Raw genomic sequence first — 21817 nt, 5'->3', positions numbered from 1 at the left:
TCGGCCACCGCGCCTCCAGCGGTCGGTTCGGACGTCACCTCACATCCAACCGTCATGACCGCCAACCCGGCGAACCTATGCGGTCAGAGCACTAGGTCGTCGCCAGTGCCTCCGTCGGTGTCAACCGGGCCGCTCGCAGGGACGGGTAGACGCCGGCCAGCATGCCGATCACTATCGCGCCGGTGAGGCCGGCCGTCACCGAGGTGAGGGGGATGACCGGTGGCCAGTGCTGGTGGGTGGCGTAGGCGACCGTCGCCAGCGTGCCCAGGGCGGTGCCGGCCAGGCCGCCGAGGGCGGACAGGACGACCGACTCGGTGAGGAACTGGGCGCGTATCTGGCCCCGGTTGGCGCCCAGGGCCCGGCGCAGGCCGATCTCGCGGCGGCGTTCGAGGACCGAGATGACCATGGTGTTGGCGACTCCGATGCCGCCGACGAGGAGCGCGACCCCGGCGAGTCCGAGGAAGAGCGCGGAGAACGTGGACGCGGTGGCCCGTTTGGCGGCCAGCGCGTCGGACGGGCGGCTGACCTGGACCACGGCGGGCAGCGGGGGATTGATGGTGGCCGGCAGTACGTCACGTACGGCCTCGATCTGGGACTCCCTGGCCTTGAGGTAGAGCACGGTCGGGTGGCCGTCGAACTTCAGCAGGGTGCGCGCCGCGTCCCAGCCGACCAGGACCGAGCGGTCGATGTCCGGGGAGAGGGGGGTCCTGGCGAGGATCCCGACGACCGTGAACCAGTGGCCGTCGACGTAGATCTGCGGGGCGGGCCGCCCGGTGGTGATCTTCGGGACGCCGAGACGGGAGGCGGCCACCGAGCCGAGGACGGCCGTGGGGAACCTCTCCGTGGCCGGGGTGAGGAAGCGGCCCGAGGCCACCCGCGCGTTGATCGTCCGCAGCAGGTCGAGTCTGCTGGCCAGGACGGTCAGGCCGGTGTAGTCGTCGGCACCCAGGCGGTCGTTGCGGAAGACCTCCGTATGGGTGTTGGCCACCGCGCTGGCCGCCGTCACCGGCCCGATCCGGCGCACCATGTCCACCGACTCGGGGGGCAGCAGCACCGGCGGGTCCTGGTTGGCGGGTACGGCCCTGAGCATGTTGGTGCCCAGCGCGGAGAGTTCCTTCATCAGCGCTTTCTGACTGGACGCCGGGATCCCGGTGACGACGATCAGGGTGGCGATGCCGATCGAGATGCCGAGCGCGGACAGGGCCGCGCGTATCTTGCGGGTCCGGATGCCCAGCAGTCCCAGGCCCAGGATGTCCAGCGGCGCCAGCCGCACCGGCCTGCTGTCGCCGACCCCGCCGGTGGCGTGCCGCCGCGTCGATGTGATGGTCATGACCAGCTTTCCATGCGGGCGTCGGCGTCGACGCGGGTGTCGGAGCGCAGGCGGCCGTCGCGGATCTCCACCCGGCGCGGCAACTGGGCCGCGATGTCCCGGTCGTGGGTGATGACCGCGATGGTGGTTCCCTCGCGGTTCAGCGCGGTCAGCAGATCCAGTACGGCCACACCGTTCGCGGTGTCCAGAGCGCCCGTGGGCTCGTCCGCGAGCACCAGGACGGGCCGGTTGACGAGGGCGCGGGCGATGGCCACCCGCTGCCGCTCACCGCCGGAGAGCTGCTGCGGCAGATGACGGGCCCGGCGGGCCAGCCCCACCCGGTCCAGTGCCTCCAGGGCCAGCGGCCGGCGTTTACGGCGCGGCACCCCGGCGTACAGCAGGCCGGTGGCGACGTTCTCGGCGGCGGTCAGCCCGTCGGTGAGGTGGAACTGCTGGAAGACGAAGCCGAGTCGGCGGCCCCGCAGCGCCGACAGGCTGCGGTCGGAGAGCCGTGCCACGTCCTGGCCGTCGATCTCCACGGTGCCGCTGGTCGGCCGGTCCAGCGTGCCCATGATGTTCAGCAGCGTCGACTTGCCGGACCCGGACGGGCCCACGATGCCGAGCAGTTCGCCTTGTTCGACGGCCAGCCAGACGTCGTGGAGCGCCGTGACCCCGCCCGGGTACACCATGCTCGCGCCCTGCACCGCCAGCACCGGGGGCGCGCTCATGACGTCGTCACCACCCTGGTCCCGGCGCTGATGCCGGCACCGCTGATCTCCACGACGCCCTTGGAGAACATCCCGGTCTTCACCGCCAACAGCCGGCCGCCGGGCAACTGGACCGCGTAGCCGCCCTCGCGCAGCGCCGTCAGCGCGCCGATGGGCACGGTGAGCACGCCCTTGCGGGTCTCCGAGGTGAACTTCACCTGTACCGGGGCGGAGTTCAGCCCGCGCACCGCCGCGGTGTCGCGCAGGTCGATGCCGACGGTCAGCCGGGGCTGCCCGGAGGAGTCGTCGCCGTTCGACGCGTCGGTCGTGCGGACGGTGGCGCCGATGGAGGCGATGGTGCCCGGGGCGGTGGAGCCGTCGGGCAGGCTCACCGTCACCGTGTCGCCCCGCTTCATCGAGCCGGCCTCGCCCGGGTCGACCTGGACGGTCACCGACTTGGCGGTGGAGGTGACCGTCATCAGGGTCCCGTCGGCCGGGTCGGCGAGCTGCGCCTGTACGCCCTCGACCCGTACGGCACCGGACAGCACCAGGACGTCACCGACGCCCAGCACCCCGGTGGCCGGCATGCCGGCCGCGGTCTGCCACCGCTTGATCGCGGCGATGAGGCCGGCGGTCAGGACGCCGTCGCCGCGTCTGACCTGGACGGGAGTGGTGGAGGGCGCCATGGGGGCGGTGGGGGAGGGGGAAGCGCCGGACGTGGGGCTCGGCGGGCTCGCGGTGGCCGTCGGTGTGACGTGCCGCGGGGTGACCCAGGTGCCCACCGCGGGCTGTACGCCGACGTCGTAACCGAGTGCCCTGAGGTTGTCGGCCACCGTCCTCACGTCCGGCCCGGTGGTGCCCCTGGCCTCCAGGGTCCGGTACAGCGGTGTGCCGCCGTAGAAGAGCGGTACCGGCACGTTGTCCACCCGGTACAACGGCCGGCCCCGGCGCACCGTGGCCCCCGTCGCCGGCAGCCAGGTGAGCAGGCCGGCCTTGCCGCCCTTCACCGTGGTGGCCCGGCCGTAGCCGAGATTTCCGTCCAGGGTCTGGGCGTTGGAGAGGTCGCTCCGGGTCACCACGGCGGTCGCGGTGTGCACGGCGCCGCCGCCGGTGTCCGGCTTCCCGCCGTCGTTCTGCCACGCGGTCACGGTCAGCGCGCTCGCCACGACGACCGCCACGGCCACCGCCCCGATGACCACCCGCCGTCCGCCCGGTGTCACGCGCCGTCTGCTCGACGGGCGGGCGGCCTCCGTGTCGTCAGTGGTGGCCACCGAACGCCTTCACCTGACAAGCGACCATGATCTGGTCGTAGTTGGGGGCGCTCAGGCTCGCCCCGTCGACCAGGCCCCAGCCCCGGTCCGTCACCACGCTCTTGATGTGGTGCTCGTTCATGCACCTCACCATGGCCCGTGTGTCGTCGACGAAGTCCGGGTTCTTGGCCGGGTCCAGCTCCGGCGGATCGAGTGGCAGCTTCCCCGCGCAGGCCTTCACGCCGGGGGCGTCCGGGTGCCTCTTGTACGTCTTGTCGACGCCGTGCTCCTTCAGACAGGAGGTCCAGCCGTCCCACATGCGGTTGACGTCGTCCTGGGTGCTGTCCAGCCGGATCTGCGGCCGGCCGGCGTCGGGATCGGCGCTCGCACTCGCCGAACCGCCTTTGGCTGCCGGGGTGTTCAGCGAGGCGACCTCGTCCTTGCCGCCCTTGTCCGCGTCGTCGTTTCCGCCGGAGCCCCCGCACGCGGTGAGGAGGAGCAGGCCGGCCGCGCCGACGGAGGTGAACACCGCGGCTCGAGTGGAGGGTTTCAACATGGCGCAGACCATGGCCCGAAGTTATGACGATCCTGTCAGGACGCCGTCAGAAAGCCGTCTGACCTGATCCCGTCATGCCTACCCTGGCCGCCATGAACGCCCGTGTCCTGGTGGCCGAGGACGACATCAAACAGGCCGAGGTGATCCGCCGCTACCTGGAGCGGGAGGGGCACACGGCCCTGCTCGTCCACGACGGGCGCGCGGCGCTCGACGAAGTCCGCCGCCAGCGGCCCGACCTGCTGGTCCTCGACGTGATGATGCCGGTCGTCGACGGTCTGGACGTGTGCCGGATCCTCCGGCGCGAGAGCGATCTGCCGGTGCTGATGCTGACCGCCCGCAGCACCGAGGAGGACCTGCTGCTCGGCCTGGACCTCGGCGCCGACGACTACCTGACCAAGCCCTACAGCCCGCGTGAACTGATGGCCCGTGTGCGCACGTTGCTCCGGCGGACCCGGACGGCCGCCGCCCCGAACGACCCGGTGCTGCGGGTCGGCGCCCTCGCGGTGGACCCCGTCCGCCGTACCGTCGAGATCGAGGGCCGCCAAGTGGCCTGCACCCCGGGCGAGTTCGACGTCCTCGCGACGATGGCCGCCGAACCGGAACGCGTCTTCACCCGGCGCCAGCTCCTGGCCGGCACGCGCGGGGACGACCGCTACATCACCGAACGCACCATCGACGTCCACGTGTTGAACCTCCGCAAGAAGATCGAGGCCGTACCCCGCCGGCCGGTCTACCTGCAGACGGTGTTCGGAGTCGGCTACCGCCTCAGCGACGGCAGCCGTGGACACTGAGCAGAGCAGGGCCGGCGGCAGGGTGCCCTTGCGGCGCAGTCTGCTGGTCCGGCTGCTGGCCGCGTCGATCACCATCGCCGTGTGCTCGGTCGCGGCCACCGCCTGGCTCGCCGCGCGCACCACCACCAGCGCCATCCAGCAGGAGCAGGGACAGGTCCTCGCCGACGATGCCCGGATCTACGACACGCTCATCGGCTACGCCGCCGGCCACACCGGCTGGTCCGCGGTAACGCCCGTCCTCAAACGGCTGACCGAACGGACCGGCCGCCGTATCACCCTGACCACCCAGGACCGCCTCCCCATCGCCGCGTCCGGCACGATGACCACCCTCCCCGCCAAGGCCTCGGCGCTGATCGACCCCCTGCGGGCCGACCCCGCGCTGCTGCCCGGGGTCAAGGCGGACGGCATCGATCCGCGGGCGGTCGGCCCGTACCGGCTGGGGAAAGCCGACCGCGCGGAACTGCTCAGCCGGGTGGGGAAGTTGCAGTCCTGTCTGCGCGGCGTCGGCTCCCCCGCCGGGGTCACCGAAGAGCCGAACGGCAGGCCCGCCCTCGTCCTCGGCGGCGACATCGGGGTCCAGCGGAAGGTGGGCGACGTGTGCGAGCTGTACCGACTGGACGATCCCACGCCCACCGAGAAACGGGCGCTCGACCAGCTCAACACCCTGGTGACCGGCTGCCTCAAACGCCAGAACCTTCGGCCCGTGCAGGTCGATCTCAGCTTCAGTCCCGTCGGAAACGCCGGCGACGCCGTCCAGGCATGCATCGACACCGCCCGCCGCGAGCAGCTCGCCCCGTACGTCGCTCCGGCCGCGCTGCTGTTCGTCGCCACCCCCACCGGATCGTCGGCCGCACCCGGCTTCGACCTCTCCTCGGCCAACACGGCCCGGGTCGCCGGTGTCGCCGCGCTCGTCCTCGTCCTCACCGTGGCTGTCACCGTCACCGTCGGCACCCGCCTGGTCCGGCCCCTGCGCGCGCTCACCGACGCGGCCCGCCGCCCGGCCCAGCAGCATCTGCGGGTACCGGTGACCACCCACGACGAGATCGGCCGGCTGGCAGCCGCCTTCAACGATCTGGCGGAGCGCCGCGAACGGGTGGAGGTCCAGCGCAAGGCCATGGTGAGCGATGTCGCCCATGAACTGCGCACCCCGCTCAGCACGATCCGCAGCTGGCTGGAGGCGGCGCAGGACGGACTGGCCGTCTCCGACGACGCGTTCGTCGCCTCCCTGCTGGAGGAGGCCCTGCTGCTCCAGCACATCGTCGACGACCTCCAGCATCTGGCGCAGGCCGACGCGGGCCGCTTCCGGCTGCACCCCGAGCCCCTGCGGCTGCGGGACCTCCTCGACCACGTCGCCGCGGCCCACCTCGGCCGGGCCGAGACCGCCGGCGTCACGCTCACCACCCGCCTCGAGGACACCCCGGTCCTCTCCGCCGATCCCGTACGCCTGCGCCAGGCCGTCGGCAACCTGCTGTCCAACGCCCTCCGGCACACCCCTGCCGGCGGCACCGTCACCCTGCGCTGCCGCCGGGCGGGCGACGAGGTCCTGATCGCGGTCGCCGACACCGGCACCGGGATCGGCGCCGACGACCTGTCCCGCGTCTTCGACCGCTTCTGGCGCGCCGACAAGTCCCGCAGCCGCCAGACCGGCGGCAGTGGCCTGGGCCTCGCCATCGTCCGCCAGCTCACCGAGGCGCACGGCGGCACGGTCTCGGTGACCAGCACTCCCGACACGGAAACGGTCTTCACCCTGCGCCTGCCGCTCGTCTCCGACACGCGGCGGCCGTGAGTCGCCCACGGCGCCCGGGCGGGCCGGACATCAGACACCCAGGGTTCGGCGGCGCTTGCGCTCCGACTCCAGTTGTACGGCCGCCCGGCGGGCCTCGGTGACGCGGTGCGGCGCGTCCCAGGCGAGCGCGACGCGTTCGGCCAGCGCGTAGTGCTCGGCCGCCGCCCGGTCCTCCCCGAGGAGCCGGTACAGATCGGCCAGCGCGTGGGCCAGGGGACGGGTCGCGTAGGCGGCACCCGCCGTCCCGGCGAACTGGTCGCGGATCGGGAGGATGTGCTCGATCAGCAGGGCCGCCGTGTCCGTGTCGCCGAGCAGGACCGCCACTTCGCAGCGGTAGTCCAGCTCTATCCCGTAGAGGTGGTCCGTGACCGGGCGCGGCAGGAAGGACACCGCCGCCGCCTCATCGAGCCGTCCCAGCCGGGCCAGGACCAGGGCGTGGGCGACGGCGACCGGGGTGCCGATCTCCGCGTGCAGATCACGGACGACCGGTTCGATGTCGTCCGCCCGCCCCTGCGCGAGACGGATGGTGATCAGGCCCAGGGTGCGGGGGCCGGTGGCGTGGTGGGCCCCGACGCGCCGCAACAGGCCGTCGGCCTCGGCGTAGCGGGCCTCGGCCTCGTCGAAGCGGCCGTAGACCGCGGCCAGCATCGCGGAGGTCGCGGCGGCGATGCCCTGAGCCCACACCATGCGGTAGCGCAGGGCGAGTTCCAGTCCTTCGGCGTTGTGCCGGCGTAGTCCGGCGGGGTCGTTGCGGGTCGCGGCGGTCATGCCGTCGAGGTGCTCGCACACCCAGCGGTAGGCCGGCAGGTCGTGCGTCTCGGCCAGCTGCCGCAGTTCCGCGACGAGCGGCATACGGACGGCGCCCTGCACCTCGTGCGGCAGCAGCTTGGCCGAGGTCATCAAAGCCGAGGCCAGCAGGCGCGGTTCGCCCTCCGCCCGGGCCAGCGCCAGTTGCGCGTGCGCCGCCTCCACGGCCCGCGGCACCTCCTCGGCGGCCACGGCGTCGACGAGGACCTGGAGGACCCGGGCGCGCGTCGCACCCTCGAGCGCGCGGTCGGCGGCGAGCCGTTCCAGGCGGGCCAGTGCGGTCCGGTCGAAGAAGCCCTCCAGCCGGCTGCGCCAGGGCGAGGGCTCGGTCCAGGCGCCGTAGACCGTGGCGAGCAGGTCGTCCCGGCCGGCCCGCACCGCGAGGTCGACCGCCCGCTGCCGGGTGTCCCGGGCGGCGCCCGTCGCCCCGGCCCGCAGCTGTGCGCCCAGCAGCCGTACGAACAGGGCGACCGTGTCGTCCGGGGCGGCGCCGCGGTCGGCGACGGCTGCCCGGTGTGCGTGGAGAGCCTGTTCGATCAGACCCACGGCGACGTCGTGGGCGTACCGCCGCTCGGCCAGCTCCGCCGCCCGCAGCGCGTAGTCGACGGCCAGGGGCGCGTTCGCCGTCCTGCCCGAGCGGGCGAAATGGAAGGCGAGGGCCGCGAGATCGTGCGGGCGGTGGCGCCGCAGCCCCTGCGCGATGCGGTCGTGCAGCCGGGCCCGCCGGAGCCCGGACAGGTCGGTGTACACGGTGTCGCGGACCAGCGCGTGCACGAAGCGCACCCGCCCGAGCCCGGGTTCGCTCAGCAGGTCCGCGGCCAGCGCGGCGTCGAGTCCTTCCAGCACCGTGTCCTCGTCGGTCTCCGCCGCGTCGACGAGAAGGGCGACCTCGGCCTCCAGGCCCGCCACGGCCGCCAGTTGGACGGCCGACCGGGCCTGGGCGGGCAGCAGGGCCAGGCGTCGGCGCAGTACGTCACGTACGCCCTGCGGCACTTCGGACACGGCCACCAGGGCGCCCTCGCTGACCAGCAGACGGGCGCTTTCGAGGACGTAGAACGGGTTGCCGCCGGTGCGTTCGGCGAGCGCCGTCACCGTGTCCTCGTCGACGGGTTCGCCGCAGACGGCGGTGACCACCGTCGCGACGTCCCGGGGCGGAAGTCCGCCGAGCGCGATGCGGCGCGGGGCCCGGAGGGCGAGCCGGCCGAGGGTCTTGACCAGGTCCTCGCCCACCTCGGCCGGGCGGTAGCCGGCCACGACGAGGAGGGGGACACCGGTGATCTGCGCGGCGGCCTCCAGGAGGGCCAGGGTCTCGCCGTCGCCGCGGTGCAGGTCCTCCAGGAGGACGGCGAGCGGCCCTCCGGCCGCCGCGGCCCGCAGCCAGGCGGCGAAGGCGCGGTGGGTACGGAAGCGTCCCGCGGCGGCCTCGTCGCGCGTCGTGGCGGCCATGGCCTCCGGCTCACGCAGCAGGGCGACCAGTTCCTCGGGATGCGTCGGCGGCACGTGCTCGGCGAGGGCGTTGAGTGCCTCCACCCAGGCCCACGCGGGTGGCGCCCCCTCGTACTCGGGGCAGCGCCCGAAGACCACCGTCCACCCCGCCGGCCTCAGCCGCCCGGCGAGCCGTTCGAGCAGTGCCGACTTCCCCGCTCCGGCCTCGCCGGTCACCAGGACCACACCGCCCGCGCGCCGTGCCGCCCGCGCGGCCGCGTCCAGGGCGCTCAGTTCGGCCTCCCGGCCGACGAAGAGGCCCTCCTCCTCGTCGGGAACACCGGCGGCCGTCCCCGGCGCATCCATCGGTACGGCGGCGCGCAGTACGTCCAACCGCCGGGCGAGGACGGCGTGTTCCAGCTCGGCCAGGGCCGGTCCGGGGTCGCAGCCGAGCTCCGCGCGCAGTACGGCGGTGGCGCGGCGCAGACAGGACAGGGCGTCGCCCTGACGGCCGCAGGCCCAGTGGGCGAGGGCGAGCAGCCGCCAGCCCTCCTCCCGCAACGGGCTGTCCCGCACCAGGACTTCGGCCGCCAGCACCGCTTCGGACGCGTGTCCGGTGCGCAGGTCGGCCGCGACGGCCAACTCGCGTGCTTGAGAGTGCAGTTCGGTCAGCCGGGCCACCTCGGACACGGCCCACGGCTCGTCCTGGTGCCCCAGGAACGCCGGACCCCGCCACCACCCCAGTGCCTCGGCCAGCACCTCGCGCGCCCGGTCGGGCGGGGCGCTCCGGGCCCGGGAGACCAGCGCCTCGAACCGCCAGGCGTCCACCGCCTCGGCGGGCAGCCGCAGCGCGTAACCCGGCGGGGAGGTGACCAGGACGGCCGGGCGGGTGCGCGGGCGCCGCTCCGGTTCCAGCAGGCGGCGCAGGTTCGACACATAGGCGTGCAGGGAGACGGTGGCCTTGGCCGGGGGCGCCCCGCGCCACAGCTCGTCGACCATGCGGTCGACGGGCACCACCTCCTGGCGGGCCGCGACCAGCATCGCGAGAACGGCGCGCTGCCGGGGAGCTCCCAGGGCGACGGACGTCCCCCGGAGCTCGGCGCCCAGGGGGCCGAGGACTCGAATACGCAGCACGCCGCGCGAATCTACCCGAGCGGCGCGGACAGGCCGTTCAACAGGCGCTAAACGCGCTGCTCAGCGGTGTCCCACGGGTGGTGCCAAGGGTGGTCCCAAGCAGATGCCAAGACGGTCGGGCGACCGTGGGCGCCATCTGACGGCCCTCGATGTTGGAGCAAGCAGGCGTGTCCCGCAGTACGGCATTTCCCTCCCCTTCCGGCCAACGGCCCTACACCCACGAGATGGTGGTCGTCCACCGCGTCTTCCGGCGAGAGTCGGCGCTCGCGCCCCGACTGGTACGGGCGGTGCCGGACGGCGACACCACCCGCGCGGCACGGATCGCGGCCCACCTGGACGACTACGTCATGGGGCTGCACCATCACCACTCCCTGGAGGACGAGTTGGTGTGGCCGCTGCTGCACGCCCGGGGCGCGGACGGTGACTTGGTCGACCGGATGGAGCAACAGCACCAGCGCATCGACCGGAGCCTCACGGTCGTGGCCGAGTGGCTGCCCGTGTGGCGGCGGGATGCCGACCCCGTGGCCCGGGAGGAACTGGCCCTGGCGCTGACCGAGCATCGCGCCGCGCTGCTCGAACACCTCGACGACGAGGAGCGGTTGGTGCTGCCGCTGGTCGCCGCCCACCTGACCGTCGCCGAGTGGGACATGGTGGGCCGGCGGGGGCTGGAGGAGCTGCCCAGGAACAAGGTGATGACGGCCGTCGGCGCGATCCTCGAGGACGCGACGCCCGAGGAGCGCGCCTACTTCCTCGGCAAGGCCCCCTTCCTCGGCCGTCTGCTCTGGAAGACCGTCGGCCGGCGGCAGTACGCCGCGTCCTGCCGTGCCCTGCGCGGCGCGCTGCCCGAGGGGACGGGCCGGTGACCGTCCTCGACTCCGTCCCCCTCGACGTCCTGGACGCCTACCGGACCTGCGAGTTCGTCACGCTCGGCCGGGACGGGGCGCCGGTGGCCTGGCCCGCCGCGGTCGGACGCCGGCCCGACGGCACGCTGCTGCTGACCACGTCCCTGGCCTTCGCGCAGAAGGCGCTGAACGTACGCCGGGACGGGCGGGTGGCCCTGCTCTGGTCCGACCCCACCGGCAGCGGCCTCGACCACGCACCGCAGATCCTCGTCCGCGGCCGGGCCGTGTGCCCGGACGAGATCATGACGGGGCCGGAAGGCGCCGAGGACTACTGGCGGATGCTCTTCGAGCGGCAGCCGCACAGCCGGTCCTACCTCGCCCCCGGCGTCCGGCGGCTGATGGAGTGGTACTACCTGCGCCTGCTCATCACGGTCACCCCGGAACAGGCCGTCGTACGCCCTCCGTCGGCCTCCTTGCCCGCGACCGGGCCGGTCACCGGTTCCCCCGCGTCCTCCCTGCTCGGGGCCGCGCAACTCGCCCGCTACCCCGACGCGGTGCTCGCGGCGTGCGACGGGACGGGCGCACCCGTACTCGCCCGGACCCGGCCCGTGGCGACGGACGCGGGTTTCGCGGTGACGGTGCCCGCCGACGTCGCCGTGACGGCCGGACCCGCCTCCCTGTTGGTGCACCGGCACGACGAGCGGCTGAACAACATGCGGAACACCCTCGTTCGTGGAGAGCTGCGGCAGACCGACGGTGGCTGGCTGCTGGTGCCCGGCACCGTGGTGGAGCCGATGGGCTCCGGGCGCCCCAGTGACGCGCTGCGGGTGCTGCGCCGGACGCATCGGGCCACCGCACGCTATCTGGAACGCCGTGGCCTGCCACGCCCCCGCGTGCGGTGGGCGGCGTTCCGGGCGCTGGCCGCGGCCGAACCGCAGCGAGCCGACCGCTGATGCTCGCCGTGGTTGCCATGGTCGCCGTGGTCGCCATGGTCGTCCTGGTCGCCACGGCGGCCACCGTGGCCGTGGTACGGGCAGCCGGCCGCCGGCCGCGGGCGCATATCCGCGAGGACCGGATCCAGCGGGTGATGCGCTCACCCCACCACTGACCCGGCGAGCAAGGGGTGGCACACTCCGCTCCGGTGGCCCACGGGACGACGGTTACACGGTCAAGACGAATCGGTCATGGATCGGCCGAACGCGTGCGATGAGATGTTCGACATGGGGGACGATCCAAGGAGCGATGAATTGCGCAGGCATGCACAGCTGTGGGGGAACAAGCGCGTGACCGCGGGCCGGCGCAGGACGGCCGTCTCGATCGCGCTGCTGACCGGCGTGGTGCTCGTGGGGACGAGCGCGTGCGGTACCGGAAGCCACCCGGCGACCACGTCCAACGGCAAGGCGGCCTCGGCGAACGCGGCCGCGGCCACGGGCAAGTCCGGTGCCCACGCCAAGCCGAGCACGCCGGCCGGGCCGCCGATGCTCCTGGAGTCCATCACCCCGCGCACCGGCACCACCGTCGGTGTGGCGATGCCGGTGTCCGTGGTCTTCAGCAAGCCGGTCGCCGTCTCCGCACGGGCCGGGATCGAGAAGGCCCTCAAGATCACCACCTCGGTGCCGACGATCGGCGCATGGCACTGGTTCAGCGACACGCGGGTCGACTTCCGGCCGAAGACCTACTGGAAGCCGGGCACCTCGGTCAGCGTCGACGCCGAGCTGACCGGCGTCACCGACGGCAACGGCCGCTACGGCACGCACGGTTACCACCACGCCTTCACCATCGGCGACGACAACGAGGCCACCGTGTCGGTGACCGGCCACACCATGCGGGTCACGCACGACGGCACGCTCGTGAAGACCCTGCCCATCGACGCGGGCAGCGCGGCGTTCCCCTCGTGGGACGGCACCATGGCGGTCATCGACAAGGAGGCCGAGGTCCACATGACCTCGTGCAGCGTCGGCATCAGCTGCACCAAGGGCGACCCGAACTACTACGACCTGACCCTCCCGTGGGACGTTCACCTCACCAGCTCCGGCACCTACGTCCACTACTCCACCGGTGACCCGTATCCGGGCCACGGTGAGGGCTCGCACGGCTGCGTGCACCTGTCGCTGTCGGACGCCAAGTGGTTCTACGACTTCGTCAAGCAGGGCGACCCGATCACCATCACCGGCTCTCCCCGCGGCAAGGCCGCCGGCGACAACGGTTACGCGGACTTCAACCTGTCCTGGTCGCAGTGGCTGCAGAACAGCGGCACCGGCCAGGCGACGACCATCGCCTCCTGAGGCCTCAGCGGGAGCAGCCGCCGCTGCTCCCGCGCACCGCCCGCCCGTCGGATCCGGTGAGGATCAGTGTCACCCCGGTGGCCACGGCCTCCGGGTCGTCGACCAGGCGGGCCTCGGCGGCCGTGCAGATCAGTTGCCGGGCGGCGATCGGCGGCAGCGGCCCGGTGCCGGGAGGCAGCCGCAGCGACACCTCGGCGCCGTCCGTGCTCGTCCACGGGGTGGGGACACGGGTGAGGGCGGTCGTCAGACCGTGCCGCCGGTCCGACGCGTCCGGACCGCTCAACAGCAGTTCCAGGGCCGTGGACACGTCGACCGGGTCGCCGATCCGGTGGATGACCGGGACCAGGCGGTCCTCGCGGACGAAGTAGAGCAGCACGAACGGCGGGACGCCGGAGGCGGGGTCTCCGGACTGGACCACGCCGGTCGAGGAGATGCCGCACCCCGAGAGCAGCAGAGCCGTGGCGAGCAGCACGCCCCACTTCATGACCGGTCCTCCTGTTCGCTCCGGCTCTGCTGGAGGATGCCGGTGCGCGCCTCCCGGAACGTCAGGGCCCCGGTGGACAGGGTGGAGACGGCGGCCACCAGCCCGAAGGCCACGACGAGACGGAGGCGCAGGCCACGCGGCAGGGGGACCCTGCGCGGCCACCGGCGCCGAAGGGACGTACACGGAGGCAACGGCGGTGTCACCGGGGGCTGTTGAACCGGTAGCCGAAACCCCGGACGGTCTGGACGTAACGCGGTTGCCGCGGGGGTTCGCCCAGCTTGGTCCGCAGGCGTTTGACGCAGGCGTCCACCAGCCGGACGTCACCGTGGTAACCGTGTTCCCAGACGGCTTCCAGGAGCTGCTGGCGGCTGAACACGCGGCCGGGGGAGGCGGACAGGGACAGCAGCAGCCGTAACTCGGAGGGTGCCAGCGGGACTTCGGCGCCCGCGCAGGTGACGCTGAGCCCGGCCCGGTCGATGCGGAGCTCGCCGTACGTCTCGGTCCTCGGGCCGCCACCGTCCGGGGACGGCCCCGTGTCGATGCGGCGCAGTACGGCGCGGATCCTGGCCTCGAGCACCCGGGCCTGGACGGGTTTGACGACGTAGTCGTCCGCCCCGGTCTCGAGTCCGACCACGATGTCCACGTCGTCGCCCATCGCCGTCACCATGATGATCGGTACCTGGCTGTCGGCGCGGATCCGTCGGCACACCTCCAGCCCGGTGATCCCCGGCAGCATCAGATCGAGCACCACGACGTCCGGCCGGAACGCCCGGAGGCGGTCCAGCCCCTCCTCCCCGGTGGCGGCCGCGGCGACGTCGTGCCCCTGGCGGCGCAGGGCCAGCCGGGCCCCTTCGCGGACACCGGGATCGTCTTCGACGAGGAGCACACGAGGCATGCGATCAGTATCGGCGGCGCCCGTCGACCGATCGCGGCGCTGTTGCACGATGATCACACAGTCGGGGCTGTTGCGGTCCGGTCATATTCCCAACCGGTCACGATCACATGGCTGGTCCAGCCTGGGCGTCCATGACCACACCGACGGGGCCCCGCCCCCGATCAACCCTGTCCTCCAGCGGCCTCTCCGCGCCCAGAGCCCTGGCCCTGGGCGTCCTGGTGACCGCCACGGCCACCCTCGGTACCCCGGCCCTCGCCGCCCAGGAAGCCCCGCCGGGCAAGGCGGTCCTGGAGGTTTCCGACACCCGTACCGTCACCCTGGTGACGGGCGACCGGGTCACGGTCACCACGAGATCCGGGCAGCCGAGCGTCCTCGCCGTGCGCCCGGCCTCGCACACCGCCGGCAATGGTTCGTTCCTCTCCTTCCAGGACGGTTCCGGAGACCGCTATGTGATCCCCGCCGTCGCCCAGCCGTACGTCGGCAGGCAGTTGGACCTCTCGCTGTTCGACGTGACCGCGCTGGCCAAGGGGACGACGGCGGCCGGCCGCGTCCCGGTGACCGTGTCCTACGCCCGGGGCGCGAAGCCGAGCACCCCCACCGGGCTGACGCTGACGTCCACGAGTGGCACAGCGGCCCGCGGGTACACCACGGCCGCCTCCGGCAGGAAGCTGGCGCGGCTGCTGAAGCAGCGGATCGCCGCCGACGTGAAGGCCGGTCACCAGCCGGGCAGTACCCCGCTGTTCACGGGAGTCACCTCCCTGGGCCGCACCGGCGCGAGCACCGACAACGCGGCGGCCGGCGGCGGCGCCTCGGCCAAGTACAAGCTGAACATCCTCCGGATCACCGCGGAGGACCGGTCCGGCGCCGGGTTCAACGGGCAGGTCCTGGTGACCAACACCGACGACGCCACCAGGATGAGCGTGGTCGTCCCGGTGGACGACGGCATCGAGAAGGTCGCCGTGCTCTCCGGTCACTACAGCCTGGCCGCGCCGGTGGTGGACTTCGACGCCTCCGGCAACGTCACCGCGCAGTCCCTGGTCACGCTGACCGACCTCGACGTGACCGGCGCGACCAGCACCGACCTGGACGCCCGTACGGCCACGGCACAGGTCACCGCCGCCACACCGCGCCCGGCCACGGCCGACTACGCCGCCGCCACCTGGGGTCGTACCGACGTCGCGAACGGCTCGATCGACTGGGCTCCGACCGCCTCGGCGGTCTCCACCGACACCACCCCCGTCTACGTCAATCCCCAGCCGGCCGCCACGACCGGCAAGGTCGCCTACTTCACCCAGTGGTCCGGCCACGGCCCCGCCGTCGGCGGCCCCTACCGCTACGACCTCGCCGGGCGGCTCTCCGACGCGGTGGCGGCCGACCAGCGGATCACGGTCACCGGCAAGCAGCTCGCCGCCGTACGGCAACGCTACGTCCGCGACCCCGCGGCCTCCCCGGACGGCATCATCACCAGCGGCGAACTCGGCCCCGGACTTCCGGCCGCCTTCTCGGCGGCCGTGCCGCAGACCATGCCGGCCCGGGTGACCGACTACCTGAGCGGCAACAACGGCGGTGTCTGGGTGCAGCAGTCCTTCCCCGGCACGAGCCTCGCCTTCACCTCCGGCGACCGTCCCTTCACCGCCGGCCGTACCTACCACCAGGACTGGGCCCGCGGGCCGATCGGCCTGGGACTGGGCCAGTACACGAACGGCCCGTTCGGCGGCTCGGAGTGCTCCGCCTGCCTCGCGGACGGTGACCTGCTGGCCTACCTCTCCACGACCGACGGCGAGGCCGACCACGACGGCGGCCCCAGCGTCTACGACGAGCAGCCGGCCGCCTTCCGGGCCCAGCTCTACCGGGACGGCACCCTGCTGGACGACAGGCCCGGCAACACGGCGGTCTACGTCGACGGCCAGACCGCGCCCGACGCCCGCTACCGCCTGGTGGCCGACCAGGACTTCAGCGGTGACAGCACCCTGAGCCAGTCCACCACCGCCCGCACCGAGCTGACCTTCGGGCTGCCCTCGGCGGGCGACCCCGACTCCCTGCTGCCGGACCGGTTCACCTGCGAGGGGCAGTCGGCGTCCACGCCCTGCCGGGTCCTGCCGCTGCTCACCGCGCGCTTCGACCTGGCCGCGGACGACCTGAACACCAGTCACCGCACCACGCAGAGCATGGCTCTGGACATCTCCCATGTGACCTTCGGCGGGGCCGGTTCGCGGGCGGCGATCACCTCCGCCGCCGTCGAGGTCTCCTTCGACGGCGGCACGACCTGGCAGAAGACCGCCCTGCACGGGTCGAAGGGCCACTACCGGGCCCGCTGGACCAACCCGGCCTCCGCGCGCGGCACCAGCCCGGCGCTCCGCGTCACCGCCGCCGACGCCGACGGCAACGGACTCACCGAGACCATCACGCACGCCTACTCCGTCGCGGCCACCACCTCATGACGACCACCGCCCCCGACCGGGAGAACCAGGAGAACGAGCCCCGGATGACAGCCCACCCCAGACGCGTCACCCGCCTGATACGGGCCGCCCGCCCCGCCGTGACCGCCCTGCTCGTCGCCCTCGCGCTCCCCGCCGCCGGCACCGCCCACGCGGCCGGCACCGCGACCGCGCGGCCGACCGTCGAGCACGCCTGCGCCACCGCCCCCGCCGGACAGGCCCGGTGCCTCGCCCTGGTCCGCACCGACGTCCACGGCGGCCTGGGCGTACGCGGACCGGCCGCGGCCGCCAGGCTCCGCGCCGGCGCGACCACCGCGAACACCGAACTCCCCGACGGTTACGGCCCGGCCGACCTGCGCGCCGCCTACCGGCTGCCCGCGACCGGCGGCGAGGACCAGACCATCGCCCTGGTCGACGCCTACGACGACCCGACCGCGGAGGCCGACCTCGCCGTCTACCGCGCGACCTACGGACTGCCCCCGTGCACGACCGACAACGGCTGCTTCCGCAAGGTCAATCAGCGCGGTGACACCGGGCCCCTGCCGGCGTCCGGCGCGGTCAGCGGCTGGGCCACCGAGACGGCGCTCGACCTGGAGATGGCCTCCGCCGCCTGCCCCCGGTGCCGCATCCTGCTGGTCGAGGCCGACCAACCCACCATCGGGGACCTGGCCGCAGCAGTGGACACCTCCGTCGCCCTGGGCGCCACCGAGGTGTCCAACAGCTACGGCGGCACCGAGAACCACGGAACGACCGCCTTCGCGAAGGACTACAGCCACCCGGGCGTGGCGGTGGTCGCCTCCTCCGGCGATTCCGGCTACACCGTCCCGAGCTTCCCGGCGGCGTACTCCGGCGTGGTCGCGGTGGGCGGCACCTCGCTCAACCGCGCCGACAACGACCGGGGTTGGCAGGAGACGGCCTGGTCCGGGTCGGGCAGCGGCTGCTCGGCCTGGGTGGACAAACCGGCCTGGCAGCAGGACACCGACTGCCCCGGCCGCACGATCGCGGACGTCTCCGCCGTCGCCGACCCAGACACCGGGCTCGCGGTCTACGTCACCTCCGTGCGGCGCGGCAGCGGCGGCTGGACGGTCGTCGGCGGCACCAGCGCCTCCGCACCGTACGTGGCCGGCGTGATCGCGCTCGCGGGCCACCCCGGCGCCTACGCGGACGCCTCCCGCCTCTACGCGGCCCCGGCGGCGAGCCTCAACGACGTCACCGACGGCTCGAACGGCAACTGCGAGGGCGACTACCTCTGCACGGCGGTACCGGGCTACGACGCCCCCACCGGCAACGGAACCCCGAACGGGCTGGCGGCCTTCTGACCGGCCCGTCCGCGGCGGTGTCCGCGTCCACCGACCTGCCGACCCTGGCCCGGCGGACGCGGACACCGTCTTTCCTCCCGATGAACTGGCGGCAACGACGGGACAACCACCACCGGCCCCCGAGTGTCCAACACGCGTGACGCATCATCAGGTCTCGCCAGGGGAGACGGGCGAGCCCTCCGATCCCGAAGGGGAAAGCCATGCGCATTCGCCCGGCCCTCGCCGCCGTGTCCCTCGCCACCGCCCTGTCCGCGTCGGTGGTTCCCGCAGCCGCCCACGCGGCGGACCGGGGCGCCCCCAGTGACACCACGTTCTCGGACGTCGTCGTCAACGGCGGCAAGGACATCGTGCTCGGCCTGACCACCAAGAGGACCGTCACCATCACCTGGAGAGCCACGGACCCGGACGGCGTCGCGAAGACCTGGGCCTACCTGTGGCACGGTCCCAACACCGACGACGCCGACGGCCACCTGCCCCTGTATCCGCCGCCGGGCACCTGCACGGTCTCGGCCGCCGACCCCACCACCTCCACCTGCACGGTGAGCTTCGGGGTGGACGCCGCGCGGGACTTCCACCACAACGGCCTCGCCGGCACCTGGAAGGTGCTCGCCGAGGCACAGGACACCACCGACGACTGGACGGACGCCGACGTCGCCGGCACGGCGCAGTTCAAGCGGTACGCCACGCTGACGGTCAACGCCTCGCCCGAACCGGTCAAGAAGGGCAGAACCATCACCGTCAGCGGCAGGCTGACCCGCGCCGACTGGGGGAGCGGGAAGTACACCGGCTACCAGGGGCGGCCGGTGCAACTGCAGTTCCGCAAGAAGGGCAGCAGCACCTACACCACCCTCAAGACCGTCACCAGCGGCAGCGGCGGCTCGCTGAAAACCACCACGAGGGCCACGGGGGACGGCTACTTCCGCTTCGTCTTCGCCGGCACGGCCACGACCGGACCGGCGAAGACGGCGGGGGACTTCGTCGACGTCAGGTGACGTACCGACGGCCGGTCACAGCGTCCACTGCTGACCGGTGGCACCGGTGCCGGTGAGCTGGACGACGCCGGCGCCCGCGGTGGTGGAGGAGGAGTCCACCCCGATGTTCAGCCCGCTGCCCACGTTGACCAGCATGAACCTGGTGCCGGTGAGGCTGCCGACCAGATCGGCGGCGAACTGCTGGTTGGCGCCGCCGTTACAGGTCCACTGCTGCAACTGGACGTTCTCCGCGGTGGACTTGTCCGGTACGTCCAGACACAGGCCGCTCTTGACGCTGACCAGCGTGTAGACGTTGTCCGCCACCCGGTTCAGCGTCCACTTCTGGTTGTCGCCGCCGTTGGACTGCCACTGGATGACCTTGGCACCGTTCACCGTCGACCCGCCCGAGACGTCCATCAGCATCGAGCTGCCGGTGTTGCTGAGCGTGTGCACCGCGTTGGTGGGCACACCGGAGTCGGGCGTCCAGGTGCCGGCGGCGGTGTCGAGGGACCAGTTCGGGTATTGGCCGAGGTTGACCACGGTGCCCCGGATGGTCAACGGCAGCCAGATCAGCGGGGAGTTGCCGAGATCACCGGTGGTCCACCGGTCACCGGCGTAGAGGTAGATGGTGCCGGAACTCCCCTGCACGGTGATGATGTTGGCCGTCTGGCTGTTGTAGGTGTGGGTGCCGGGCGCCGCGAAGTCGCGCATCGGCGCCCATGGTCCGCTCAGCGAGGTGGCGGTGGTGTAGACGTTGTCGTTGGCGCTCCAGCCGGTCAGGTGGGAGGCGAGCAGGTAATAGACGCCGTTGCTCTTCACCATCGCGGGCGCCTCGTAGCTGGCCGAGCCGCTGCCGCCCAGCAGGGCCACCGCGCTGTCGACGGAGAGGTAGTCGGCGGAGAGCCGGTAGATGTGCAGGCCGTTGTTGCGGTCCTCGCTCAGCAGATAGGCGGTGCCGTCGCTGTCCTGGAAGAGGTTCATGTCCCGGCTGAGGTTGCCCATCGGGCGGAAGCTGCCGCGGTAGCTGTAGGGCCCGCAGGGGGTGCTGCTGGTGGCCACACCGACCCGCGCGTCGCCGTAGTTGGTGCTGTCGATGTGCATGTACATCACGTACGTGCCGGTCGAGGCGTTGTGGATGACCTTCGGCCGCTCCACGATCCGGCCCGGGCCCAGGTCGCCGCTCGCCTGCTTGGCCAGGGCCACCCCCTGGTACGTCCAGGTGGCCAGGTCGGTGGAGGTGTAGCAGGGGATGTCCTGGAAGGACGTGTCCGACGAGGTCTCGCCGGTCTTGTCCTCGCCGAAGCCGTACCAGGTGCCACCGACCTTGACGATGCCCAGCCCGTGCAGCTGGAGGGTGTTGCCGTTCTGGTCGGTCCGGGTGGCGCCCAGGGTGAAGGAGACGGTGGCGGCACTGGCGGACGTGGCGGGCAGCAGCAGGGCCGCGAGGCCCGCGAGCAGGGCGAGGAACGCGGCGCAGACCGTCCGCCACCGTTCGCGCCGGGATCCGTGATGGGGTGTTCGATCGGGCATGGTCCCGCCTCTCCTTCGAGGTCCCGACGTCACGCCGTCGGTGTTCAGTGGGCCATGAGAGCCGCCTGTCTGCCGGGACGTCAAGAAGCGTGCGATCGACTTTGTTTGTTCATGAAGGAATGGGCGGGCGGGTATGCCGTATTGGCGCTTTTCCCGTGCGGAACTGTTGACCTCCCGCTCCAGGGTGCTGTTCGTTTGTGTTCGGCTCTCTCAGCGGAGAGGTGCACCGCCATGGACGTTCCAGCACGCCCGGGATGGTTCGGTCGGGTGGGGCAAATGATCAACAAAGGATTGTTGGGGAAGCCTTGTCCGGTGCGCGGGCGGGGGCGGGGAGCGCGCTGTTTAGCATGGCCGACGGACGTTTCGGCAGGTGGGGGAGTGGATGAGTACGACTCGGCGGCTGGTGCTGGCGGCCTTGGCCGGGGGAGCGTTGACCGCCTGCGGGGCGCCGCAGAAGCCCACCGGCCCACCACCGCCGACCACCCCCTCCCCCTCCTCCCGCTTCTCTCCTTCCCCCACTCCCTCCGCCGCCGCCCCCTCGCCCACGGTGACGGTCAGACCGGCTCGCCTTCCCGCCGTCACCCGGGCCGAGATCGTCGCGCGGTACGGTCACGCCGTGCCCCGCACCTGGGGCTTCGACGCACCGGGCGTACTGCATCGGCTCCCCGCCGGCCAGAAGGCCATCGCGCTGACCTTCGACGCCTGCGGCGGCCGGGGCGGCAGCGGCTACGACCGTGCCCTGATCGACTTCCTGCGCAGGCGCGAGATACCGGCGACGCTCTTCCTCAACTCCCGCTGGATAGACGCCAACCCGGCCGTCTTCCGCCGCCTCGCCGCCGAACCGCTCTTCGAGATCGCCAACCACGGCACCCGCCACCTCCCCCTCTCCGTGACCGGCCGCTCCGCCTACGGCATCCCCGGCACCCGCAGCGCCGCCGAGGTCTACGACGAGGTCGCCGGCAACCGTGCGAAGCTGACCCGGCTGCTGGGCAGCCCACCGCGTTTCTTCCGCTCCGGCACCGCGTACTGCGACGACGTGGCGGCCGGCATCGTCACCGCGCTGGGCGAACGGTTCGCCGGCTTCTCCGTCAACGGCGACGCGGGCGCCACCTTCAGCCCCGAACAGGTCAGCACGACCGTCGGCTCGGCCCCGGCCGGCTCCGTCGTCATCTGCCACATGAACCACCCCGAGGGCGGCACGGCCCACGGCATCGCATCCGCCGTCCCCCGCCTGCTGGCCTCGGGCCACACCTTCGTACGCCTGTCGGAGGCGTGGCACTGAGAGGGT

General features: G+C 72.7%; 18 protein-coding genes. 10 read left to right on the top strand and 8 right to left on the bottom strand.

Going from position 1 to position 21817, the window contains the following annotated elements:
• Positions 1-91: 91 nt before the first annotated feature.
• The 4 genes from ACWCQ1_RS22865 to ACWCQ1_RS22850 are packed head-to-tail and all read right to left on the bottom strand — an operon-like array spanning position 92 to position 3822.
• Positions 92-1330, bottom strand: a complete 1239-nt coding sequence (locus tag ACWCQ1_RS22865; protein ID WP_451027229.1) for an ABC transporter permease — start codon at positions 1328-1330, stop codon at positions 92-94.
• Positions 1327-2037: an ABC transporter ATP-binding protein gene (locus tag ACWCQ1_RS22860; protein WP_358593488.1), complete on the bottom strand. Its 711-nt coding sequence runs from the start codon at positions 2035-2037 to the stop codon at positions 1327-1329. Before ACWCQ1_RS22860 ends, ACWCQ1_RS22865 begins: the two co-directional genes overlap by 4 nt.
• The gene (locus tag ACWCQ1_RS22855) at positions 2034-3287 is read right to left on the bottom strand and encodes a hypothetical protein (RefSeq protein WP_451027228.1); all 1254 of its coding nucleotides are present in this window, start codon (positions 3285-3287) and stop codon (positions 2034-2036) included. Before ACWCQ1_RS22855 ends, ACWCQ1_RS22860 begins: the two co-directional genes overlap by 4 nt.
• Entirely contained in the window at positions 3274-3822 is a 549-nt protein-coding gene (locus ACWCQ1_RS22850; RefSeq protein WP_133041174.1) for a hypothetical protein, read from the bottom strand. The genes ACWCQ1_RS22855 and ACWCQ1_RS22850 overlap by 14 nt, the downstream gene beginning before the upstream one ends.
• Before the next feature lie 92 nt (positions 3823-3914).
• On the opposite strand from ACWCQ1_RS22850, the gene ACWCQ1_RS22845 reads away from it, so the two are divergent.
• Positions 3915-4613, top strand: a complete 699-nt coding sequence (locus tag ACWCQ1_RS22845) for a response regulator transcription factor (RefSeq protein WP_358593490.1) — start codon at positions 3915-3917, stop codon at positions 4611-4613.
• Positions 4603-6399, top strand: coding sequence for a sensor histidine kinase (locus tag ACWCQ1_RS22840; RefSeq protein ID WP_451027227.1), 1797 nt, complete (start codon positions 4603-4605; stop codon positions 6397-6399). The genes ACWCQ1_RS22845 and ACWCQ1_RS22840 overlap by 11 nt, the downstream gene beginning before the upstream one ends.
• Before the next feature lie 30 nt (positions 6400-6429).
• Here ACWCQ1_RS22840 and ACWCQ1_RS22835 read toward each other — a convergent pair whose 3' ends face one another.
• A complete protein-coding gene (locus tag ACWCQ1_RS22835; protein WP_451027226.1) occupies positions 6430-9765 on the bottom strand; it encodes a BTAD domain-containing putative transcriptional regulator in 3336 nt (1111 codons plus the stop codon).
• A 167-nt stretch (positions 9766-9932) separates the two neighbouring features.
• On the opposite strand from ACWCQ1_RS22835, the gene ACWCQ1_RS22830 reads away from it, so the two are divergent.
• From ACWCQ1_RS22830 to ACWCQ1_RS22815, 4 genes are all read left to right on the top strand, one after another.
• Complete coding sequence (locus ACWCQ1_RS22830; protein WP_451027225.1) at positions 9933-10628, top strand: hemerythrin domain-containing protein; 696 nt, start codon at positions 9933-9935, stop codon at positions 10626-10628.
• A complete protein-coding gene (locus ACWCQ1_RS22825; protein WP_451027224.1) occupies positions 10625-11560 on the top strand; it encodes a pyridoxamine 5'-phosphate oxidase family protein in 936 nt (311 codons plus the stop codon). The genes ACWCQ1_RS22830 and ACWCQ1_RS22825 overlap by 4 nt, the downstream gene beginning before the upstream one ends.
• Positions 11560-11715: a hypothetical protein gene (locus ACWCQ1_RS22820; RefSeq protein ID WP_451027223.1), complete on the top strand. Its 156-nt coding sequence runs from the start codon at positions 11560-11562 to the stop codon at positions 11713-11715. The genes ACWCQ1_RS22825 and ACWCQ1_RS22820 overlap by 1 nt, the downstream gene beginning before the upstream one ends.
• A gap of 139 nt (positions 11716-11854) precedes the next feature.
• Positions 11855-12892 (top strand): L,D-transpeptidase, encoded by a 1038-nt coding sequence (locus ACWCQ1_RS22815; RefSeq protein ID WP_451027222.1) that lies wholly within the window; start codon positions 11855-11857, stop codon positions 12890-12892.
• A 4-nt stretch (positions 12893-12896) separates the two neighbouring features.
• Here the strand turns inward: ACWCQ1_RS22815 and ACWCQ1_RS22810 are convergent, their stop codons facing one another.
• Both ACWCQ1_RS22810 and ACWCQ1_RS22805 read right to left on the bottom strand, forming a co-directional pair.
• A complete protein-coding gene (locus ACWCQ1_RS22810; protein WP_358593497.1) occupies positions 12897-13376 on the bottom strand; it encodes a hypothetical protein in 480 nt (159 codons plus the stop codon).
• 199 nt (positions 13377-13575) lie between these two features.
• Positions 13576-14271 carry a response regulator gene (locus ACWCQ1_RS22805; protein WP_133041179.1) on the bottom strand — a complete coding sequence of 232 codons (696 nt, stop codon included), beginning with the start codon at positions 14269-14271 and terminating at the stop codon, positions 13576-13578.
• A gap of 131 nt (positions 14272-14402) precedes the next feature.
• On the opposite strand from ACWCQ1_RS22805, the gene ACWCQ1_RS22800 reads away from it, so the two are divergent.
• The 3 genes from ACWCQ1_RS22800 to ACWCQ1_RS22790 all read left to right on the top strand — a co-directional run bounded on the left by ACWCQ1_RS22800 (position 14403) and on the right by ACWCQ1_RS22790 (position 19020).
• The gene (locus tag ACWCQ1_RS22800; RefSeq protein ID WP_451027221.1) at positions 14403-16712 is read left to right on the top strand and encodes a hypothetical protein; all 2310 of its coding nucleotides are present in this window, start codon (positions 14403-14405) and stop codon (positions 16710-16712) included.
• On the top strand, positions 16709-18028 hold the full coding sequence (locus ACWCQ1_RS22795; protein WP_358593499.1) for a S53 family peptidase: 1320 nt from the start codon (positions 16709-16711) through the stop codon (positions 18026-18028). Before ACWCQ1_RS22800 ends, ACWCQ1_RS22795 begins: the two co-directional genes overlap by 4 nt.
• Positions 18029-18228: 200 nt before the next feature.
• Positions 18229-19020: a hypothetical protein gene (locus ACWCQ1_RS22790; RefSeq protein WP_133041181.1), complete on the top strand. Its 792-nt coding sequence runs from the start codon at positions 18229-18231 to the stop codon at positions 19018-19020.
• Positions 19021-19035: 15 nt separating this feature from the next.
• Here ACWCQ1_RS22790 and ACWCQ1_RS22785 read toward each other — a convergent pair whose 3' ends face one another.
• Positions 19036-20529: an RICIN domain-containing protein gene (locus tag ACWCQ1_RS22785; protein ID WP_451027220.1), complete on the bottom strand. Its 1494-nt coding sequence runs from the start codon at positions 20527-20529 to the stop codon at positions 19036-19038.
• 382 nt (positions 20530-20911) lie between these two features.
• Here ACWCQ1_RS22785 and ACWCQ1_RS22780 point away from each other — a divergent pair, with 382 nt between their 5' ends.
• The gene (locus tag ACWCQ1_RS22780) at positions 20912-21811 is read left to right on the top strand and encodes a polysaccharide deacetylase family protein (RefSeq protein ID WP_358593501.1); all 900 of its coding nucleotides are present in this window, start codon (positions 20912-20914) and stop codon (positions 21809-21811) included.
• Positions 21812-21817 lie beyond the last annotated feature (6 nt).

Source organism: Streptomyces sp. NPDC002144 (assembly GCF_053593695.1).
This window is presented reverse-complemented; position numbering and strand designations above follow the sequence as displayed.